This window comes from Peribacillus sp. Bi134, assembly GCF_918698065.1.
Lineage (GTDB): Bacteria > Bacillota > Bacilli > Bacillales > DSM-1321 > Peribacillus.
On the sequence record NZ_CAKKLN010000002.1, the window covers coordinates 253,927 to 276,825 of the forward strand.

Consider the following 22,899-nt stretch of genomic DNA (forward strand, 5'->3'; position numbering starts at 1 on the left):
CGACGTATACATAAATTCGCAAATAATAAGGGGGAAGAATATGAAGAAAACATGGGCATTATTGCTGACTGGTATCCTTGCTCTTTCACTAGCGCTTGCGGGATGCTCCTCGTCTACATCAAAAGAGAAAGATGATGGTAAAGGGGGATCGAGTGAAGCGAAGGGCGGCGTATTGATATACGGTAAAGGCGGAGACGCTGTCGGTCTTGACCCAGCCATCGTAACCGATGGTGAATCATTCATCGTCACACAGCAGATCTTTGAAACGCTTGTGAAATATGGGGAAGATGATACGGAAATCAATCCGGGTCTTGCAGAATCATGGGAAGTGTCCGATGACGCAAAAACATACACATTCAAATTGAAAACCGGAATCAAGTTCCATGATGGTACGGATTTCAATGCAGATGCTGTCGTAAAAAACTTTCAACGTTGGGCACAAAGTAAGGATGAGGGTAAATTTGCGTACTATGCCTCCATGTTCGGAGGATTTGAAGGTGATGAAGGCCATGTTATCAAAGAAGTAAAAGCGATCGATGCCAGCACGGTGGAATTCACTTTGAACCGTCCGCAGGCGCCGTTCCTGAAAAACCTTGCCATGCCTACATTTGCAATAGCCAGTCCGGCTGGAATTGAAAAAGAGGGTGACGATTTCACTAAAAATCCATCTGGTACAGGTCCTTTCAAATTCAAATCATGGAAACCTGGCGATACGATTGAAGTGGTGAAAAACGATGACTATTGGCAAGATGGACTGCCAAAACTTGATGGTATCACGTTTAAGGTCATTAAAGATAACTCTGCGCGTTTAAATGCTGCAATCAAAGGTGAAATCGACCTGATGGACGGGTTGAACCCAAGTGATATCAGTAAAGTTACAGGAGATGAAAACCTGCAAATATTCGAACGTGCATCCATGAATGTCGGGTACTTTGCTTTCAATGTTGAGAAGGCACCATTCGACAAGAAAGAAGTGCGTCAAGCCATCTCGCATTTGATCAATAAAAAGGAAATCATTGATAATTTTTATGAAGGCACAGCAGAGCCTGCCAAGAATCCTATGCCGCCATCCGTTTCTGGCTACAATGACAAAGTCGAAGACTATGATTACGATGTAGAAAAAGCGAAGGAACTGCTGAAAAAAGCTGGACTTGAAGACGGATTTAAAATGGACCTATGGGCAATGCCGGTACCGCGCCCATATATGCCAGATGGTCAAAAAGTGGCTGAAGCCATTCAAGCAAGCCTAAAACAAGTCGGCATCGAAGCGAATATCGTTTCATACGAATGGGCTGCATATTTAGAGAAAGTTCAGGCCGGTGAAGCCCAATCCTTCATGATGGGCTGGACAGGCGATAATGGAGATGCGGATAACTTCCTTTATACATTATTGGATAAAGATAATATCGGCTCCAACAACTATGCCCGTTACGCTAACGAAGAAGTCCATAAACTGCTGATCGAAGCTCAGTCCACGGCAGATGAAGCCAAGCGTAATGAGTTGTATGGAAAAGCCCAGGAAATCATTCATGATGAAGCTCCATGGGTTCCGCTTGTACATTCTTTACCGCAGTTAGCCGGATCTAAGACGGTCAAAGGGTTTGTTCCACATCCAACTGGTTCACAATCCCTTGTTAATGTTTCTCTAGAAAATTAACCGTACGAACCGGGTAGTATGGAGTCTTGCATGCTTCCCGGTTTTGTTATGGAATGCATTTCAAAATGATCGAGGGCGCTTTTAAGGCCCCTTATTTAAAAGGCGGGTGATTGTTTTGTTTTCCTATACCGTACGACGTTTAGGATCTCTCATTCCAGTGTTACTAGGAATGGCGTTTATTGTATTCATGATGATCCGGGCTATTCCAGGAAATCCAGCACAGGTAATTTTAGGGCAGCAAGCAACGGAAGAGGCAGTCGCTGCAATGACAAAGGAACTTGGTCTGGATAAACCTTGGTTCATTCAATTTTGGGATTACTTATCAGGCCTGTTAAAGGGAGACCTGGGTGTTTCCTTAAAAACGAATAGTCCGGTTTCCGAAGAAATTGGGCCATACCTCATGGCTACGATAGAACTGGCCTTGATCGCCATGATCATCGCCGTGGTCATAGGCGTTAATGCAGGGATTATATCAGCTTGGTTCCAAAACTCATGGTTTGATTATGTCGCCATGGTGATTGCGTTGATTGGTTTGTCCATGCCTATTTTCTGGCTGGGATTAATGGAACAATATATCATTTCAATTCAATGGGATTTACTTCCGACGACAGGGCGGGACAATATCAGGGATCCCATTGAGGCCATAACCGGACTGTATTTGATAGATACACTCATGGCGGGCAGGGTGGATCAGTTTTTCGAAGTGATAAAACATCTCATCTTGCCGGGAATTGCGCTGGCGACCATTCCGATGGCCATTATTGCAAGGATGACACGTTCGTCCATGCTGGAAGTTATGAGATCGGATTTCATTCGTACGGCTCGTGCTAAAGGAATGAGAATGTTTTGGGTTGTTTACAAGCATTCCTTTAAGAATGCCCTGATTCCAGTGGTGACGGTTATCGGACTGCAAACAGGATTACTTTTAGGCGGCGCCATATTGACGGAAAACATTTTTGGGTGGCCAGGTATCGGTACATATATTTATGATGCAATCCTATCTCGGGATTATCCGGTGATACAGTCCGGAATTCTCGTCATCGCCTTTTTGTTTGTCATGATCAATCTAGTTGTGGACTTGTTGTATGCAGCGATCGATCCTAGGATTAAGTATAAATAGGGAGGGAAACTCATGCCTGAAATAGCAACGAATACTTCGCCAATCCTTCCTCCAAAAGAGGCAGAGGAAAAAGTCATCTCTCCCTGGAAGGAAGGCTGGAAAAGTTTTAAGAAAAATAAGGTAGCCCTTGTGGGTCTGGGGATTGTTTCATTTTTCATCCTAATCGCCATCTTCGCACCCGTTATAGCACCTTATTCATTTGAGGGGCAAAAGCTAAGTGATAAACATTTGGCCCCGTCTGCGGAGCATTGGTTCGGAACGGATGAATTTGGCCGGGATATTTTGAGCAGGGTCATTTATGGCTCGCGCATATCAATAGGGGTCGGCTTTTTATCTGTTGCCGGATCTGTTGTGGTCGGGTCTTTTTTAGGAATCATTGCCGGTTATTACGGCAGGTGGATAGATACGATCATATCGAGGATCTTTGATATTATTCTGGCCTTTCCAAGTATCTTGCTTGCCATTGCTGTCGTTGCCGTTTTGGGTCCCTCCCTTCGCAACGCACTTATCGCCATAGCCATCGTCAATGTCCCGATATTCGGCCGGCTTTTACGTTCACGGGTCTTAACGGTGAAAGAAGAGGAATATGTAACGGCTGCAAAGGCAATTGGAATGGGGGATGGCCGCATTCTCCTTCACCACGTCCTTCCGAATAGCCTTGCACCGATTATCGTTCAAGGTACGTTAGCGATTGCAACTGCCATAATTGAGTGTGCAGCACTCGGCTTTCTCGGTCTTGGTGCACAGCCGCCAGCACCAGAGTGGGGAAAAATGCTCGCCGATTCCAGGGCGTTCATCATTCAAGCACCATGGACGGTTCTTTTCCCTGGGCTTGCAATCATGCTTACGGTACTCGGCTTTAACCTAATGGGGGATGGGCTGCGCGATGCTTTGGATCCAAGAATGAAAAACTAGAAGTTAAAGGGTGATGTTAGATTAACATCACCATCTTTTTGTCGTTTATCTGTAAATCTATCAAAATATGAAAAATAATAACAAAATCCTAGTTCGGAATAGGAAAATAGTGACTATTATCTCTTAAAATCACCCCAAAAGTTGTGATACTTTTATACTCAGTAAGAATATTCCAAAAATTGCTTATTTTAGAGGAGGAAAGTTCATTGATTAAACGTAGCTTGTCCATTCTAGCAATCTTTCTATTAGTATTTACTGCAAGCGTTTCCGCAGCCAAGCTCCCAGACCCCCCGGCAGGTTCGGGCGGTGCAGGTAAGAAGAATCAGGAAAGTATTATAAAGCTGAAGAAAAATGATTTGGATAAGAAATACAAAAGCAATGAGAAGGTCAGGGTCATCGTAGAGATGAAGGAAGCCCCGGCAATAGAAACAGCTTCGAAGGAAGGGAAACTTTTTAAACAGTTATCGAAAAATAAGAAACAACAATTAAAGTCCGAAAAGCTAGCTAATCAGAAGAAATTGAAAAAAAAGGTGAAAGAGAAAAAAATAGCTTTCAAGGAGCTTGAAAGTTTTACGACAGTCGTCAATGGGTTCAGCGGTGAACTTCAGTATGGTGAAATCAAAAAGGTGGAAGCCATGCCGGAAGTTGCTGAAGTACATATTGCGAATGAATATGAACGTCCTGTAGAAAAACCCGAAATGCTTTATAGTAAAGAACTAGTCCAAGCCCAGGAAGCTTGGCGGGAATATGGATATAAAGGGGAAGGGATGGTCGTCGGGATTATCGATACTGGAATCGACCCATCTCACCGTGATATGGTCCTGAATAATGATAATAAGGCAGAACTGACTGAAAATGAAATTAGCGGAATGAAGGAATCTAACCATCTATTAGGCAATTATTATACGGCGAAGGTTCCTTATGGATACAATTACATGGATGAAAATGAAGAAATCCTTGATCTTGGTGAAGGGGCGTCAATGCATGGAATGCATGTAGCAGGTACAGCCGGTGCCAATGGAGATGAAGAGAATGGCGGCATTAAAGGGGTTGCTCCTGAAGCCCAGCTGCTTGCTTTAAAGGTCTTCGGGAATGATCCCGACATGCAGACAACATGGGGCGATATATATATCAAGGCAATTGACGATGCCATCATCCTTGGGGCGGATGTGTTGAATATGAGCCTTGGCTCCACTGCAGGTTTTGTATCTGCAGAAGATCCGGAGCAGCAGGCGGTATCCAGGGCTGTTGATAATGGGATCCTCATGTCGATTTCAGCAGGAAACTCAGCACATTTTGGAAATGGATTTGCAAACCCATCAGCGTCGAACCCGGATATTGGCGTTTCAGGTTCACCTGGACTTGCATACGATTCTGTACAAGTGGCGTCGGTAGAGAATAACTATATGGATTTGGATGCAGCGACTTATGATATAAACGGACAAGTAGGGAAAGCTCCGTTCATGTCGGCTTCAAGCGTACATCCCAATACTTTAAAGGAAAAAACACATGACTTGGTGGCTGCAGGTCTTGGGACGCCAGAGGAGCTTTCCAAAGTGGATGTTAAAGGCAAGTTAGCCCTCATCGAACGCGGCACGCTTTCTTTTATAGAAAAGGCGCAAAATGCCCAGGCAGCAGGTGCGACAGGAGTCATTATTTACAATAATGCTGACGGATATATTTCCATGGCCACAGATCCAAGCATCACCATTCCCCAGCTGTTCATGTTGAAATCGGATGGTGCAAAGCTGAAAGCGGCCTTAACGGATGGAGAAAAGGTGAAGATTACCTTTAATGGTGATAAAACAAAAGCTGTAAATCCAGAAGCAGGGAAAATGAGCTCATTCAGTTCATGGGGAGTCGCACCAAACCTGGATTTTAAACCGGAAATCACTGCTCCGGGAGGACAAATTTATTCGACGCTGAACAACGATGAATATGGAATGATGAGTGGTACTTCGATGGCGGCACCACATGTTTCCGGCGGCTCGGCACTTGTTCTTGAAAGAGTGGATAAAGAATTTAAATTAAATGGTTCTGCCCGGGCAAATTTAGCGAAGAACCTGATGATGAATACTTCAAAACCACTAGCGGATCAAGGTGTCGTCAATAAAGCCCTTGACTGGGAAAACCCTTACTCGCCTCGCAGGCAGGGAGCCGGGGTCATGCAGCTGCAATCCGCATTGTCCACACCTGCTGTCGTGACCGAGGCATTCACGAAAGAAGCGAAGGTTGCAATGAAGGAGATCGGCAATAAGTTCGCCTTTACTTTAAAGGTTGAAAACTTCAGCAACAAAGCGGTCAAGTATGATGTAAAAGGTAATATCCAAACAGACTATGCAATCCAGGGACAACTCGGTTATACCGCTAACGAACTGGAAGCACAGGAAATTAAGAACGCTTCGATTAAAATCAATAATAAAAGCACAAATAAGATTACCGTTCCCGCAAAAAAATCGGTTACATTCGAAGTGAAAGTTGACATATCCGATGCAAAGGTACTCGGTGATGACCTTCAGACTCTTGTAGACATTGACGAGGTCTTTCCAAACGGATATTTTGTTGAAGGGTTCATTTCATTGAAGGATCCTGCCGATACGAATCCGGAACTGAATGTACCGTATGTAGGGTTTAAAGGGGAGTGGGACAAAGCCCCTATCCTGGATGGCACTAAATATGATAAAGGGTCCTTCTATGGCATGGCAGGTGGAGTTTCTACAGCGGGTGAAGATTTCACTTATCTTGGCTATGACCCTGCGGGGAAAACATTCAATGGCAAAAATATTGCGATTTCCCCAAATAATGATGGTGCACAGGATGACTTCGTGCCTGTCCTATCATTCTTAAGGAATGCGAAAAAGGTAGAATACAATATATTAAATGGTGAAAACAAATCAATCCGGAAACTTCGCACTGAGAATAATGTACGCAAGGACTATTATGATGGCGGACAAGGGACCGCGTATACCCTTGATCCGGCTCGTAAATGGGACGGTAAAATCAATAATGCACTCGCTAAGGATGGGGTCTATTATTTTGAAATCAAAGCGATGATAGATTACGAGGGCGCAAAATGGCAGACGTTTAAAATGCCTATCAAAATCGATACGGTAAAGCCGACAGTCAAAATTTCGAAAAAAGGCAATGTATTAACCATCCAAGGCAAGGATAATTTGAATGGTTCAGGACTTGCTTATTACGATGTACAAGTCGATGGAGCATCCATCATGGAAGAGCCGCTCCCGGCGAATGCGAAGCAATTCACTTTACCTGATGTAAAAGGGGAAAAGGTTCAGGTTGTGGCAATTGACTATGCAGGTAATGAAAAAACGGCTGAAACTGAATTAGCCAGTGATTCAGCTCCAATCGATAATCATGCACCAGCTGTAAAGATCAAGAGTCCTGAAGCCTTGAGCGTGAACAATAAAAATAAAATCAAAATAACAGGGGAAATTGAAGAAGCGTCGGAAATAAAGGAGTTTAAAATCGACAATAAAACGGTACCTGCAACGTATAACAAGGCGAATAACAAATATGAATTCTCATATGAAAAGAAATTTGAAGAGGGTGTTCAAAGCTTCACTGTTAAAGCAACAGATAAATGGGATAACACGGTTTCCTTTAAACGGACGATTATGGTCGATGCAACAAAGCCAGGTTTAAAAGTGAAGGGTGTACCGAAAACTGTGGGAGCCAAAGGGAAAAATCCAAAAGTGGACGTGACGGTGGAAGATAATTTCGATGAAATCCGCCTTTACCTGAACGGAAGCGAAGTATTCTATCATGAATTCAAGGAACCATACAAAATGCGTGCCTATAAGAAGAAGATAGAGGATTTGGAACTGCCGCTTAAAACAGGCAACAATAAGATTGAGTTTAAGGTGACCGATCTTGCAGGAAATGAAATGAAGAAATCCTTTAACATCAATAAAGCAAAAAAATAACGAAAGGAAGCCCTCTTACCCAAGAGGGCTTCAGTTTGTAGACATACTTGATTTGTACCTACAGTTTTTTGAGGGTTTGTACAATTCGAACATTGGTTGGGATGTAGGGCACTCGCTTTCAGCGGGCGGTCCGCTCTCGGCGCTCGTTGCGCCTTGGACACGCCATTCCCGCATGAGTCTTGTACACCCGCTCCAATCAACTGGAGTGTTTACTAAAATAATACTGTAGGCAAACTTGCTTTTCTTCGTACAAAAAGGGGGTTCCGAATGGACTACCCCGAACCATGATTATAAAAAGAAGACTTGGTTATCCTTCATGAATTTTTACCTTTTAATATGGAATGAAACCACCATTAAATTGAAGAAATTTGCGACACTCCTTCCGAATAACTGGCTAGCCGAGACCCCACAGACGCTTGGCAGACAGTCGGCGGAAAGGGAGCGGATTTCTGAAATAAACTGAACGTTTTCAAAGAAAAAACTGCGGGCAAACTCGTTCGAATTTGTCTACAGTATGAGCCCTCTTATCCAAGAGGGCTGTTTTTGCATAATAAGCTTTCCCGAGTATGGATTTGATGAATGAATTCTTTAGTAGATTATGGTGTAGTTCCTTGCGTTTTCACCGTGCTAATATGGAAATCTCTTAGTGAGGAAGTTTTTTCATTATCCGGCAGGTATATCGAATAGGATAAAAGAATTAGGTATAAAGGTCTTATTGGAAGGAGGGTATCTATGAATTATAAGAAGAAATCTAGCAATAAAGTAACTAGTATTGCAATTACAGTGAAATTCGAAAGGAAAGGAAGCGACAGGTCATATCTTACAAAACCGAGTTTCTTTGATGCACTTCAGCACGTCCATTCTCCCTTTGAAAAGGATCTCCGCTCTGATTCACCTTATCAGGATTTTCCTCTATGTCAGGAGGTAACCCTTTCTTTTTTTGAAGAAGGTGCTAAAACATCTATTAATTATGACCCCCACCAAGAAAAAATCATCATTGAAGAAAGTTCAGAGACATATCAGCCGAATAAGGGTGAGGCGCTTACTGCAATCCTCGATCATATCATGATCAATCATGGCTATCACCATTCTTTTTTCATCATCCAGCAAAAAGAGCGGAACGTAAAAATGAAAGCTGCTACCCCATGAAAATCCCTAACATTTTTAGGCAGGACGTTGTAAGGTATGAGATTTCCGAATAATTCATACGAAAAGTTACTTTACTCAATAAGGATGGAGCTGCCACGGCAGCTCCATTAATGCCTCTCCAATCTTTCAAGATGTCAAACCAACCGCCGAATGATCTTTGAAAGGGTTTGGATGCCATAAGCTAATTGTTCCTCCGAGGCGTATGAATATGAAAGCCGTATATGTGTATGGTTATTTGGTTCGTATATGTATCCCGGATTAAGAAGTATGTTTTCCTTTAACGCTTGCCTGAAAAGGTTTGAATTCACGATTGGTTTACATAATTTTAACCATATATAAAATCCGCCTTGAGGTATTTGCCATTCAGCCAATCCCTTAAAATATTGATTGAGAAGAGTTAATGTAAAATCTCTGCGTCCTATCAACTCATGCCTTAGCCACTCTAAATGCTTTGAATATTGCCCATTTGCTAACCATTCCGCCACAAGGTGTTGGGAAAGTGCACTTGAACCATAATCCATTTGCATTTTAATGTCCGCTAAACGTTCAATCACAGTTATTGGGCCAGCAATCCATCCGATACGCAATCCTGGGCTTAATGTTTTGGACATGCTGCCAATATACAATACAAGGCCATCTGCATCAAGGGATTTTAATGGAGGCGGTGGTTCATTATCAAACCACAAATCACTATATACGTCATCTTCAATAATCGGGATCTGTTCCTTTTTGCATAGTGATAGGAGGTTAAGTCTTTCTTCTTTTGACCATGTAGTATTCGTTGGATTGTTAAACGTTGGAACAGTATAAAATAGTGACGCTTTCTTCCTTCCGTTGATGTGCTTTATTTGTGTCGGGATACTTTCCCGGCCTTGTATTGATAAACCTACTAAGTGCATGCCCGCAGATTGAAAAGGGTGAACGGAATTTAAATAGGAAGGGGATTCATGTAAAATCATCGATCCCTTTTGAAGTAAACCGACTGATATCAACTGGAGTGCCTGAAGCCCGCCAGAAACGACCATGAGGGAGCTGGGACTCGCGTTGATCCCTTTTGTTTCTAAATAAGCACTTATACATTGACGAAGTCTCTTATCACCCTTGGGTTCGGAATAGCCTAAAGAGTGGGCATCAAAAGAAGTGGATCGCAACGTCTTTTCGATTTGTTTTGCAGGCAATAGATCTGGAGATAGTTCGCCCGTGCCTAATCTGATGATGGCAGTGTCCGTTTCATACTGATTAATGTCCTGAATCGTTTTTAAATTAGGTTCATAGAGTCCATTCCGGACATAGTTTTTCCAGTCGGGCTGTTTGCTTGAGACGAGCACATTCCATGTATTATTGGAAACGAATGTGCCGGACCCAACCTTAGTTTCCAATAATCCATCAGCAATCAACTCATCAATGGCTGTGATGATGGTACTTCGGTTTACCCCAAATGAGTCGGCCAATGAACGTTGTGATGGAAGCTTGGTACTTACTGGCCATTCCCCTCGTGTAATCTGTTGTTTGATCCAATCCACTATTTGCAGGTGAAGTGATTGGTCGGAAGTACGGTTTGGTCTCCATTCGATAAACATACGAAAACCACTCCTTTCATGTTCTGTATTCAATATAAATTGGTTGGTTTGAAAGCCAACCAATTGGATGGTCAATTCCTTTGTTTTTTTCATTATACTGAATTTGAAAGGAGGGGGTATTCGTATGGGGCCATTTTTTCATGGATTATTATTGGCATTGGGGCTGATACTTCCGTTGGGAGTGCAAAATGTATTCATTTTTAATCAAGGAGCAATCCAACCTACAATAAAAAAAGCATTGCCAGCAACGATAACAGCTGCAATTTGTGATACACTGCTCATTTTGTTAGCTATTTTAGGTGTTTCGTTGGTTGTCATGCAATATGATTGGTTGCGCCTTACATTAATCATAATCGGAGTTATATTTTTATTGTATATGGGTTTTCAGATTTGGTTTGCCAAATCGAACTCACAGTCAGGTGCCCAATCCATGCAGATGTCGACCAAAAAACAAATTGTATTTGCGCTATCCGTATCATTACTGAATCCGCATGCAATCTTGGATACGATAGGTGTAATCGGTTCGAGCTCACTTGTTTATTCAGGAAAAGATAAAATGATTTTCACCGCAACGTGCATCTTTGTGTCATGGTGCTGGTTCCATGGATTATGTCTTGCGGGACGATTGCTGAAAAAGGTTGATACATCTGGTAAATTCCTTGGAATATTAAATAAAATTTCTGCAATCATCATTTGGATCACAGCTCTTTATATGGTTAAATCGATTTTTTGATAAAAGACATGCATTTGAACCTGGCCATACCAGGTATTCAATAAAGTTACAGGACGCTTATGTATAAAAAAGGGGAATGCATATTGAATTGCATTCCCCTTTTTTTCCTTAAAAGTTAACAACCTGACCTCATTCTTCTTCAAATCGTGAGAGCGGGTTTATTGAAGAGCAACCAGGTCCTTGATTTCCTCTGTGGAAAGTTCGGTGATCCAGTTGTCACTGCTGATGATCTCGTCGTTCAGGGCTTGCTTTTTATCAAGCATCTGGTCGATTTTTTCTTCCAGGGTCCCTGTGCAGATTAGCTTATGAACGTGAACGAAACGCTGTTGCCCAATTCGGTAAGCACGGTCGGTGGCTTGATTTTCAACAGCTGGGTTCCACCAGCGATCATAGTGAATCACGTGGTTTGCTTCTGTAAGATTAAGCCCAGTGCCGCCTGCTTTCAACGAGAGTATGAAAATAGGGAAATCCCCATCTTGGAACCGCGTGATCATTTCATCACGCTGCTTCTTGTTCGCACTCCCGTTCAGGAATGGCACTTCAAAGCCATATCGTTTTTCCAGCAATTCTTTAATCATATTGCCCATCCCGATATATTGTGTGAAAATGAGACAGCTTTCATCCTGTTCGCGGACAGCATCGATAAGCTCGGTCAGCTTCTCGAGTTTGCCAGATCGGTTTGGTGCCTTCATGATGTTTTCCTTTTCCATTTCTTTTAAGTAAAGAGCTGGATGATTGCAAAGCTGCTTTAGCTTATTCAGCATCTGGAGGATGATGCCTTTTCTTTCAAAGGCAGATAGTTGTTCGATATCAGTGAATGTATCTTTAATCAGTTGCTCATACAACGATGCTTGCTCGGTGGTAAGCGGTACGAATTCCTTTTGTTCTTGCTTATCCGGAAGATTAAGAGCGACTTCTTTATCACGCTTTGTACGGCGAAGCAAAAATGGCTGTATCAAACGCTGCAATTCCTTGATTTTATCCTTCTGATCATCACGCTCGATGGTCGCCACATATTTTTCCTGAAACTGACCTAGCGTTCCGAGATAACCTTTGTTGATGAAGTCGAAAATCGCCCATAGCTCACTTAAACGGTTTTCCATCGGCGTACCCGATAGGGCGATATGATGTCTGCCATTTAGCTTGCGGACCGCTTTGGATTGCTTCGTTTGGGCATTCTTGATGTTTTGTGCTTCATCAAGGATAACACTGCTCCAATGGATGGAGGTCAGTTCAGCCACATCTTGGTGGGTCAGTCCATATGATGTTAAGACAATATCATGATCGGCTGCCAGTTTAGTAAATGCCTCACCTTTAGCACGATTCGATCCGTAGTGTAGGTGAACTTTAAGTGATGGAGCGAATTTTTCCAATTCTTTTTGCCAGTTGCCAAGTACCGATGTCGGGCAGACGATGAGCGCCGATTGTACAGGGACGGATTCAGGGGCAGTGGTAATGACTTCACCCTCATCACTGCTCTCCGCGCTACTATCCTCTTCGACGATGATCGGTTCACTCTTTTGTTCATCCTTGGGCCCAGTGGGCAGCTCTTTACCGACCATTTCTTTGCCTTTAACATGAAGTAGGTAGGCAATCATCTGGACGGTTTTTCCAAGTCCCATATCGTCGGCTAGACAAGCACCAAAACCATGCTCCCTTAAAAAAAGGAGCCAGCTCATGCCCAGTTTTTGATAGGGGCGTAAATCACCTTGAAGTGCATTAGGGACGGGCAGGATGGATATGTTTTTGGTTTCCCGGAGCCTTCCCACCATTTTACGGAGCTCCTGGTTCAATTCAAATTGAATCCGGAGCATTTCGTCGTTTTCAGAATCGACATCGCCATCTTCATTCATGCCATTCAACAGTTCCTGCTGCAGCAAGTCAGTCAGTTGGATGCCTTTTTCATTCGCTGTTTCCATCAGCTCCTGAATTTGCTTAATGAAAGCAGGGTCAAGCTTGACCCATTGGCCGCGGATGAAGACAAGCCGCCTTTTTTCATTGACGAGCTCCTCGAACTCCGCCTCAGTGAGCTCCTTGCCATTTAATGAGAACCGCCAATCAAAGTCCATTAAAGCTTTTAACCCGACATAAGAAGGGCCGCGGTTCGATTGGCTCTTCACTTTCGCTTTGACCTTCAATGAGGACTCCTTCAAGGCAAGCCACCACGATGGAAGGAGAATTTCGACGCCAAGAAACAGGAGCTTTTCGCTTGCATCGGTCAAGAACTCCCATGCATCCGTTTCTGAAATCTCCCTTTTCAGACGGCCATTCTCCCCAAGCCAGGGCACGACGAGTTGCCAGCGTTTCGTAGCACGCACCACATCACTTGCATACTTATTCCAGCCGCGCGGAAGTTTTTTTCCTGTATATGTTTCAATGATATTCTCATCCCTTTTGGAACGAAGGGTAACATCGAGCATCCAAGGCCCGTTGCCATCTGGAGGCTCAGTTAAACGGAGACCTATAGTGAATGGCTTGGGATCGGGCAGGGTACCGAGCCATTCCTGCCAGCTGTCCTTGTCAAAAAAGGCCTGCAATTCTTCGGGAGAAAGTCGAGTATCCTTTAATGCCCCGACGGCTTCACTCCATTTATGCTGCATGGGTGAATAGTTTTTTAAATACATATTAGCGGCACCGTTATACCACTTTTCGATAAAAGTACGGTTGGTTTCCAGTTCAGGTGAAGGAAGATCCAAAGATATTTCTTCTTCCCAAAAGGAAGGGACGAATTCCTCTTCCACTTCCTCCGGCAGCTTCCAGCCGATGGAGTCCAATTGAAGATTGGTGAAATCCGGTACGGGGATTCCAGCTTCAATGGATTCATGAAGAACGGGAGCTGCTGACAGGCAAAGGGAGGATATCTCGGACCATTCCCATTCTATGAAGGAGTTGAAGCTTTCCCTCGCAAAAAAATTGAGAAGTCCCCAAGCGTCAAGAATGAATACTTGATTTCCATCCACTATATCCGTAGTCATTTTAGTGCCATAAAAGCTTGCGTCATCCCAGTTGAATAACAGCCTGCGTATATAATTCGTGGTGAGGAAGGTACTTTCTTCATTGACGACACCAAGGGCGTAAGTTCCGTTTTCGAGAGCGGCTATTTTGATTTTTAATTTCCCTGGATTAAACATCGATAAGCTTACCCCTTTTTAGTTCTTCTTGGAAAGCGCGAAGCCGTTTGGTCGAATCTGCTACATAAAGTATATAACGTTCGAATACGTCTTCCTTTTTGCTCTTCTTATAGATGGTGCGCATCCTTTTCAAATAACGGACAGCTTGCTTATAAGCAGGCCGATTTTTCAAAGAAACTTTTTCCTGGACCGCATGATAATAAAGCGGCAGGATTAGTTCCGGTTCTTTTGAGACCACTTCTTTGATGGATTCACTGCTGATTAAGTCAATGCTGATTTCTGAGTAAATATGCATCTCCACCCATTTTTTATATTGTCCTTGTTCAAAAAGGAAGTTTGCATAGTTCCAATAGCTGTGCGGAAGGGTGGCCCTGTAAAATTTCTCAAGCAAATCGGTCCGTTTTAATTTATAACAGCAACTGTTAATTAAAGTCGTAAAGGTACGGACGAAATCTACCCGTTTATAATAATCGGATAAACCGGCAAGGAACTCCTGGACATTATTATTGATGAATTCAATGAAAGGGATAGCCCGTGCCCGGTTGTCGGATTCAGCCAAGAGATTCAGCCAATAAAAAATGTATGGACAGGCTTCGTTCTTCAATTCATGAAGAAGCCCAATCGCTTGTTTATCATGGTTCTCCAAAAGGGATAGGTGAATCGCTGCGAGGGAATAGGACGTCCTCTCAGTGGTGCCCATATACTTCTCGGGAAGTTCTTTATTGATTCGTTCCAGTTCCTCTTTACGCCATGAGGAGTTGGAGAATAAGTAGCTCCATATCTCCCGGTAAAGGTCGATCTTTTCGTATTCGAGGCCTTCTCCTCCATCCAGCAGTTTAGCTACATCTTCCTTGATGCTAAAAACGAAGGGATCAAAGGCGAAGGGCCTCGCTTGCCTGCTAAGCGGCTGTACCGTTTCATGAAGCTCCTCTGCAAGGTCGACGGCAAGTGCATAAAAGACCCTGATCGTTTGCGTCTCACTTTTATGCAGCTGAATCATTCTCAGTGTCTGCTGCATCGTGCAAAATTGGGTAACGAAATGATAAAGTAATTTCCATTCCCTTTCCATTGGAGCTTTTGAGCTAAGGCGTTTAAAGTAAGTTTGTATGTGATTTTCAATCATATAAGTAGCCTCGCCTATATGAGGCTCCACATGTTCAGCAAATTCATCATTCACGAATTGCTTCCATGATGGATAGCTTTTATCTAAGATGATGGATTTCCCTGCCGCCTGTTTAAGTAATTCACTTGCCGGTTTCACTTGCTGCAGTGCTTGGGCCGTTGAGGTTTTTTTTGGTGCTTTCCAATCGCTCAGCCATTCGGAAACACTAGCGTGTTCAGAATATGCAGAAAAGAAAACGGCCATTTGATGCCGGCAAATGAACCTTGAATCACATGTACAGCTTCCATCCTGAGGGAAGAGCAGATTCAGCCTGGCCTTAAAGCGTGTCACATCCTGTACCTCAGCTGCAATCGTATCCGCCGCTTCTTCTTTAATATCAACGAGCCCCTGACGGTATAACTGGAGCCCTTGATTCACCACATCCGAATCTTCCGGATCCCCGGCCTCCAAAAATTCCGCCAGCCGCTCCCCAACTAACAACAACTCCCGCTCCATACTCTCCTCCTTCAGGGACAAGCCCTGTATACCAAAATTATATTTTTGTATGATCATGAACCATCAGTTCTTTAACTTATCGTAATCCCGCCTGGGCTTATTTCTTTGGGTGCATAAATTACATCCCAGATCGAATGCCGGACTATGGCCGTTCTCTTTACGTTCTAATCCATTTAATCGAACAAACCATCAATGCTTCTAGCCGTATATTCATAAAAACCCTGTAAAAGTCAATATCGTCAAAAATCCCCTTGAATATAAGCGGTTCGGATATAAACAGGAATAACTGGCAATCACTTTAATATGCCTCAAATCCTTCATCCTCATCACGCTTCACAATACCAAGTGATGAGGCAGGAATCTTTTTTTAAATTGCTTTTTTGAAGCATCTCTTTATTATACTTCATTTTGGCTTGGAATTTAAAATGTAGATTAGAGGTTTTGGAAATGATGAGTGTGAGAAATTATATACTCCTGTTGAATGGCTCAATTTGTAGACAAAAGGGGTTCTATATATAAATTTAATACAAAGTAGATTGGAACAATGTGCGAGACTCCTGCGGGGGAAGAGCGTCAAGTGGAGACCCGCAGGCGCATAGGACCCGAGAACGGACCGCCCGCGGAAAGCGAGTGACTGGAGGCATCGAGTTTGTCTATAATTTGGAGCCATTCCCGGGGAAATGGCTCCAAATTATAGAATTAGTTTATTTTCATTTCGTTCTTCCAACTGTCCAGCTTTTTGTTGATGAATGTAACAAAGGTATGGTTTTTTTGTAATTTGAATAGAAACGCAGATTTTTCCAAGTACTCTTTTGCCTCTTCAAAGTTACCTACGAGTTCAAAATTGTATCCTAAATGGTAATGTAAATCCGCTAAAGCATATAATTGATCATGTTCGAGGCACCACTTTATGGCATCTTGGCAGCAGGCAATGGACTCTCCGTATCGGCCAAGGCGTGTTAGCACTCTGCCAAAATTATAGGATAGGCGCGTCTTTAGCGTTTTATCCGTCAAGAAGGGCAGGGCTTTCAAGTGATCTAAAGCTTTCCTTAACAAGGCAAATGCATTTTCGTATTGTTCTTCGGCAACATACATTACACCAAGACTGCTTAGGATTTCAAGCTCCCGTTCCGAATAAATTTTATCGGTCGTATGAGTAATGGAGATGGCCTTATTGATGAATTCTATGGCTTTATCTAAATCTTTATTTTTTTCATATTCGTATATTCCCTTGTGCCAAAGAATCAATTGATGATTCTTTTTATTTTGAAGAAAGAGGGGACTGTTTTCCTCAGCCTTTACAATTTGCTGCATTTCCTCATAATTTCGGGTTCTTCTGGCTATTTTTAATTGATAAATCACTTCTTCCACGTAATCCAGCCTAGGGGTCATTCCAATATCGAAAAAATAGTTTACATCAACGCCTAAACGTTGGGAAATTAAGTAGAGAGTGGATGCATATGGATAGACATCGCCCTTTTCAATCTTACTGATCTGTGCTTGTGTACAAATACCGGTTGCCAACTCTTCCTGGGAAAGCCCGATTTGTTTACGTAGCTCTTTGATCTTTTGTCCAACTGCAAAAAAATCCATTTTGATTCTCCTTAAAATATGCCTAGAGTTATATTTTGTTATGAAAAATCGGTGAAAGCGGTATGTACAGGTCCTGAACGGTTTAAATAGATTCTTTAGTCGAAATATATGACTTTAAGAATTGTGGTTAAATATAACTATAGAATTATTTTCTATTTTAACCAATATTTTTTTAAAAGAAAAGGAGGAATGACCTATGAAAAAAAGTACTAAAGCATTAGTCGTATCTTTTCTTATCATCGCTGCTTTTGTTATTGTCCCAAGCGAATTACCAGGCCTTTACGCAGAACTTCCAGGTTTATATAAATAAATAAATGAAGCTTCTTATCAATCATTCAAGCATCTTCAATTGAAGATGTTTTTTTTATTATTATTAAATGATGATTATTCTTTTGCGCATATTCCTGTAGTTATAATTATCTATGAATGGGGGGTGTAAGGTCCATTTGGTAGGTGTTGAAGAAACGTGAGCGTAGTTTGTAACGCCTATTTCCTTTTAATGCTTTTGTTATAGTGTATATAACAAAACGGAGAGAGGTGTAAGGTTAATGATTGATATTAATATGAAAGTTCAACCCTCTTTTTACGATGATGAATGTGCCATTGTGTTTTCTTTTTATTTTGATAAGGCAACCAGGAAAATTGGTGAAGCTGTGGTGTACACATGCAAAAAATCAGATGATAAAGAATCCAGCCAAGATCATATAGATACAGATGTACAAGAAAAAATCGCTTATCTTAAAGAGTTTTCCATTGTAGATGAATATCAGGCGACCTCGATGGAGAAGATTCAACATTTTTTGAATGTAATCGGTATCAAGAAATGTGTGAAGCACAACCTTCAAGGTAATGAAATCGCATTTTAAAAGATAAAAACTCATGACATCCCACATGTCATGAGTTTTTTCCATTTAAATGACTGTTTTGAGCATTCATTTTCTTTTTAATGAAATCGCTCATTTGTTTCCGCTTACTTGGTTTAGCGTTATTTGTTCTTTCAAAAAATTTAAAGTGTTGTTTATTGCTATCGGATTTCATGATGTCTCTCCTTTGCTTTTTTTTATTTACCCATTTTTTTCTTAGTTAAAACGTGATTTTAATGATAAAGGGATGAACAGAAGATCTTGCAAATATTCCTGTAGTTATATTTTCTTCTGTGATTCCCTGTATATAAGGATTTATTAGATGATAATAAGAGGTAAAGCCCAAATATGGAGGAATTTCGTATTTTATCATACTTAAAATAAATGTTAAAATGGTCCGAATATCGGATTTTTCATTAGAAACATCAGTTTCTAGTACCCTAAAGTGAAGAGGGTTGAAGAACTCTTTTCGATGGCCCCCATGCATATGCTTGGGGGATCTTTTTTATTTGGATAATTTGTCCACTTTTTTCTATAATATGTTTCGTTTTGTTTGTATATACATGGGTAAATATAAGAAACAAGATGAATTAAACCTGTGTTAATCGCAGTTTAATCGGAGGAATATATTTTATGGATGTGAAAGTAAAGAATGATCCGACGAAGCGAACTTTCCAGCAGTACATTTTTCCATTTACGCTTGAAGGAAATAAGATTGAAAAGTTTGTGGAAAAGTTGTTTGAGGACAATTTCGTTTTTTTGAACTTGAAAGATATGGAACAACAAAATCAATTTTACGGTGGCCATAAAGTTTCGCACCGTAAACTGGAAAAGTATTTCATGCCTTACATCGAGCCAATTTTATTTCCGAGTAATGCCAAACAGAAGGAAGGCTTGCGGCGTTTCACGAAAAAACTGGATATTGATTGTACCTTCGAATCACCCTATCTAAATACCCCATTTATTATTAACTCTATCGATATCTTCATATGCCCATTTCATATTGGCATGATGAATCTTCGTGTTACTTTACCTGAAGGGCTTTCACATGATGATGTGCTCTATTTTGGCGATACATTCCGAATCCTTGAACCGATTGCTGATGATGAGGAAAAAACGAAAGTCGGCTGTCGGGAAAATCAGTATGAACAAGTGAAGGATTTCATCTTCAATGAACTATTGCCGCCAATTGAGGAATATATGGATGAAGAACAAGCGGACCCGACCTATTTTGGCAGTTTGCCCTTCTTCATCGATGAAAGGATGTACGTGATCAGTTATACGGCATTCCCTGAGGATCGTGATATATCTAAAAATGACTTATTCCGGATCAGTGAACTGAACGGGTATGACAATGATGGTGAACCATATATAGGTGCATTAAATCCTGATTATATAGAAAAGTATTATCAAGAAAGAGTATATGACAGGTGGGGCAAGGAAACCTATTATGTAACTAGCATGTATCATTTCGCGTGTGTCACGAAAGCGACAGGTAAACTGGAACAGGAACTGGCAAGCGAAATGTATGGCCAGCATTTTTATTCATTGTTGCTTTTCTTCTATTATAAAATCGTACTGCTCAAATTGGCTCATGAACATTCCCAGATAGATGTGGAAAAAGATCAATCGGATACAGAACAGCTGATTTTCATGATCACTCAGTTTTCTGCAAAGTACTTATTCACTGAAGTGAATAGTACGGCAATCGGTAAAGAGCTTTTCAAAAAAACGGATGAAGCCTTCAGGATTGCCCCTCTCTACAGTGAGGTGAAGGAAACACTTTCCTACCTTTATCAAAATCAGGATAAACTGTCTGGGAAAAGAAGTAATTATCTTTTGCAAATACTAACGATTTATACGGTAGTCTCCGGGATATTCGGAATGAATCTATATATTGAAGATTGGAAAGGGAAATTACCATGGAAAGCGTATATGGATTACACCTTATACGAATGGGTAGCTGTCATTGTAACGACAAGCGGTCTCATCATTTCGGCCATCCTGGGCTTTATCTTCCTGAAAAAATGGCTCCAAGAGAAAAAAAGCCGAAAAAAAAGAATGCTCTAGAATCCTGAACATTATGTACATGACCCAGGCTGTAGGCAAACTCGATGAAGATTGAGTTTGCCTACGTTTTTTAGGGTTTGTACAATTTTGAACGTTGCCTCTAGGCACTCGCTTTCCGCCTGCGGGTTTCCTTGGTTGAAACCCTCTTTAGATTGTTAGCAGACCCGGCAGAAAGGGAGCTGATTCCTTAAATCAACTTGATCTTTTTTGTGAACTGGACCTTCATCTATTTTTTCTAAAACAAAAGTCCTGTACATAATGTACAGGACTTTTGTTTTAGAAAAAACATGGTTAATTAGAAAAATGAAGAAATTCGGCATGTAAAATCCCCCATTCCCCTAATATTTTGCTAAACTATAGGTATATCATTCTAACTATTCATTAGGAGGAAATCATGAAGAAACTAGCTTTAGTTTCCAGCTTATTGTTGTTGAGCGTATTGTTTCTGGCCGGTTGCTCGGATGAGCCAAGTCCGGAAGATCGCTTTGCGGCATACACGAAGCTTTGGAATAAACAGGATTTTGCTAAGATGTACGAGTATCTGTCGCCTGAGACAAAGAAGAAAATCAGTGCGGATGAATTTGCTAAGCGTTATGAGAAAATCTATACGGGCATAGAAGCCGACCAATTAAAGGTGGACTATAAACAGCCAAAAGAAGAGAAAGACCATAAAGATGGGGAAAAGGTAAGCCTTTCATATACCGTTGATATGTCCACTATGGCGGGTGCTGTCAGCTCTGATCATAAAGCGACACTTGTCAAGGAAGGGGAAGGCGAGGAAGAAAATTGGTATATCAAGTGGGATGAAAGCTACATATTCCCTCAATTGAAAGCTGGCGAGAAGGTATCGGTTGAATCGTATCCAGCCATTCGCGGGGAAATTGTCGATAGAAATGAACGCGGCCTTGCCATGAATGGAACGGTTGCAGAAGTGGGAATCGTGCCAGAGAAAATGGCCAATGAATCCGAAACGGTTAAAAAGGTCGCTGGAATCCTTAATATGTCCACCGACGAAGTGAATCAGAAATTAAAACAAACATGGGTAAAGCCAAGCTATTTCGTGCCCATCAAGAAAATGTCAAATGATAATAATGCAACCTTGGAAAAGCTATTAAGCATTGCTGGTGTATCTGTCAATAATACGGAAGAACGCATATATCCATATAAAGAGGCTACTGCCCATCTAATTGGATATGTCGGTGAGGCATCGGCCGAAGATCTGGAGAAATTGAAAGGAAAAGGATATACAGCAAGTGATGTTATTGGCAAACGCGGTCTTGAGGAAGTTTTGGAAGCGCGGCTTAAAGGCAAACCTGGCGGTAAAATCTTTATTAGAGCAGAAGATGGCGAAGAAAAAGTGATTGCTGAAAAGCCTGCTGAAGAGGGAGAAACAATTACATTGACCATCGACGCCGAGCTTCAAAAGGATATCTTCAAACAATATAAGAACGAAGCCGGATCGGCATCGGCAATTGATCCGAAGACAGGCGAAACGCTTGCACTTGTTTCAAGTCCGTCATTCGATCCTAATAAATATATTTTCGGAATAACGAAAGCGGAACAAAAAGCGCTTGAAGAAGACCCGGAAAAACCACTTTTGAACCGTTTCAGTTCGACGTTTGCACCTGGTTCAACCATTAAGGCCATCACTGCGGCAATCGCTTTGAAAAATGGCGTGGATCCGAAAGAGTCGATCAATATTCAAGGGAAAACATGGGCCAAATCGACATGGAAAGATCATTCCATTACAAGGGTTTCGGACCCTGGGGTTCCAATCGATATGGAAAAGGCTTTAATTTATTCAGACAATATTTACTTTGCCCAAAAAGCTCTGGGGCTTGGTAAGGAAAAATTCACAAATGGACTCAAGGCATTCGGATTTGATGAGCCTTTGAATTACGATTATCCGATCAAAGCATCGAGCATCGGTAAGATCGATAGTGAGGGACGTTTGGCTGACGCTGGATATGGTCAAGCGCAAGTCCAAATGAGTACGCTTCATCTCGCCATGACCTATTCAGCCTTTTTGAATGCAGGGAACATCCCGGCACCTTCGTTAATAACAGGAGATAAAATAGAAAAGAAAATATGGAAAGAAAATGCGATATCAGCTGACCAAGCAAATCAGGTCACCAAGATGCTGACACAAGTAGTGGAACATCCTAAGGGAAGCGGACATGGAATAGATGATCTTGGCATCAAAATCGCTGCTAAAACAGGAACTGCTGAAATCAAGGCATCCAAAAATGCGGACGGAACAGAAAATGGCTGGTTCGTTGCCATGGACACAGAAGACCCGGAACTTCTCATGGCATGGATGATTGAAGATGTAAAAGGCCGAGGCGGCAGCCATGTCGTTGTCGATCAAATGAAACCGGTGTTGAAGAAGTATTTGAAGTAAAGAAAAAAGTCACCCATCAGCAAGCATTTACCAAAATAAAAGCAGGACATGGTTTCTTCCATGTCCTGCTTTTATTTTGGTTGTGGATTCCGATTACACAATAAAGCCGGATTTGAAGGATAATG

At 41.8% G+C, this 22,899-nt stretch carries 14 protein-coding genes; 9 read left to right on the top strand and 5 right to left on the bottom strand.

The genetic code is table 11. From position 1 onward, the window contains the following. Positions 1-40 precede the first annotated feature (40 nt). The 5 genes from LQ188_RS04220 to LQ188_RS04240 all read left to right on the top strand — a co-directional run bounded on the left by LQ188_RS04220 (position 41) and on the right by LQ188_RS04240 (position 8,785). Positions 41-1,657, top strand: coding sequence for an ABC transporter substrate-binding protein (locus tag LQ188_RS04220; protein ID WP_101223806.1), 1,617 nt, complete (start codon positions 41-43; stop codon positions 1,655-1,657). A gap of 115 nt (positions 1,658-1,772) precedes the next feature. Next, complete coding sequence (locus LQ188_RS04225) at positions 1,773-2,777, top strand: ABC transporter permease (protein WP_230176126.1); 1,005 nt, start codon at positions 1,773-1,775, stop codon at positions 2,775-2,777. A gap of 12 nt (positions 2,778-2,789) precedes the next feature. Continuing rightward, entirely contained in the window at positions 2,790-3,692 is a 903-nt protein-coding gene (locus LQ188_RS04230) for an ABC transporter permease (RefSeq protein ID WP_101223804.1), read from the top strand. Between the two features lie 206 nt (positions 3,693-3,898). After that, positions 3,899-7,636 (top strand): S8 family serine peptidase, encoded by a 3,738-nt coding sequence (locus tag LQ188_RS04235; RefSeq protein WP_230176127.1) that lies wholly within the window; start codon positions 3,899-3,901, stop codon positions 7,634-7,636. 732 nt (positions 7,637-8,368) lie between these two features. After that, positions 8,369-8,785, top strand: coding sequence for a hypothetical protein (locus LQ188_RS04240; RefSeq protein WP_230176128.1), 417 nt, complete (start codon positions 8,369-8,371; stop codon positions 8,783-8,785). A gap of 134 nt (positions 8,786-8,919) precedes the next feature. On the opposite strand, the gene LQ188_RS04245 is transcribed toward LQ188_RS04240, so the two are convergent. Continuing rightward, positions 8,920-10,365 carry a PLP-dependent aminotransferase family protein gene (locus LQ188_RS04245; protein ID WP_230176129.1) on the bottom strand — a complete coding sequence of 482 codons (1,446 nt, stop codon included), beginning with the start codon at positions 10,363-10,365 and terminating at the stop codon, positions 8,920-8,922. A 124-nt stretch (positions 10,366-10,489) separates the two neighbouring features. Between LQ188_RS04245 and LQ188_RS04250 the strand changes: the two genes are divergently transcribed. Next, on the top strand, positions 10,490-11,098 hold the full coding sequence (locus LQ188_RS04250; protein ID WP_101223799.1) for a LysE family transporter: 609 nt from the start codon (positions 10,490-10,492) through the stop codon (positions 11,096-11,098). 158 nt (positions 11,099-11,256) lie between these two features. Here LQ188_RS04250 and LQ188_RS04255 read toward each other — a convergent pair whose 3' ends face one another. From LQ188_RS04255 to LQ188_RS04265, 3 genes are all read right to left on the bottom strand, one after another. Beyond that, the gene (locus LQ188_RS04255; protein ID WP_230176130.1) at positions 11,257-14,229 is read right to left on the bottom strand and encodes a DEAD/DEAH box helicase; all 2,973 of its coding nucleotides are present in this window, start codon (positions 14,227-14,229) and stop codon (positions 11,257-11,259) included. Beyond that, a complete protein-coding gene (locus LQ188_RS04260; RefSeq protein ID WP_101223797.1) occupies positions 14,222-15,847 on the bottom strand; it encodes a hypothetical protein in 1,626 nt (541 codons plus the stop codon). The genes LQ188_RS04255 and LQ188_RS04260 overlap by 8 nt, the downstream gene beginning before the upstream one ends. A 699-nt stretch (positions 15,848-16,546) precedes the next feature. Next, positions 16,547-17,440: a tetratricopeptide repeat protein gene (locus tag LQ188_RS04265; protein WP_101223796.1), complete on the bottom strand. Its 894-nt coding sequence runs from the start codon at positions 17,438-17,440 to the stop codon at positions 16,547-16,549. 548 nt (positions 17,441-17,988) lie between these two features. On the opposite strand from LQ188_RS04265, the gene LQ188_RS04270 reads away from it, so the two are divergent. Next, the gene (locus tag LQ188_RS04270) at positions 17,989-18,306 is read left to right on the top strand and encodes a hypothetical protein (RefSeq protein ID WP_230176131.1); all 318 of its coding nucleotides are present in this window, start codon (positions 17,989-17,991) and stop codon (positions 18,304-18,306) included. A 28-nt stretch (positions 18,307-18,334) separates the two neighbouring features. Here the strand turns inward: LQ188_RS04270 and LQ188_RS04275 are convergent, their stop codons facing one another. Next, positions 18,335-18,478 carry a hypothetical protein gene (locus LQ188_RS04275; protein ID WP_157831067.1) on the bottom strand — a complete coding sequence of 48 codons (144 nt, stop codon included), beginning with the start codon at positions 18,476-18,478 and terminating at the stop codon, positions 18,335-18,337. A gap of 458 nt (positions 18,479-18,936) precedes the next feature. Here LQ188_RS04275 and LQ188_RS04280 point away from each other — a divergent pair, with 458 nt between their 5' ends. After that, positions 18,937-20,373, top strand: a complete 1,437-nt coding sequence (locus LQ188_RS04280; RefSeq protein WP_230176132.1) for a hypothetical protein — start codon at positions 18,937-18,939, stop codon at positions 20,371-20,373. Positions 20,374-20,767: 394 nt separating this feature from the next. Beyond that, positions 20,768-22,774: a penicillin-binding transpeptidase domain-containing protein gene (locus tag LQ188_RS04285; RefSeq protein WP_230176133.1), complete on the top strand. Its 2,007-nt coding sequence runs from the start codon at positions 20,768-20,770 to the stop codon at positions 22,772-22,774. Positions 22,775-22,899 lie beyond the last annotated feature (125 nt).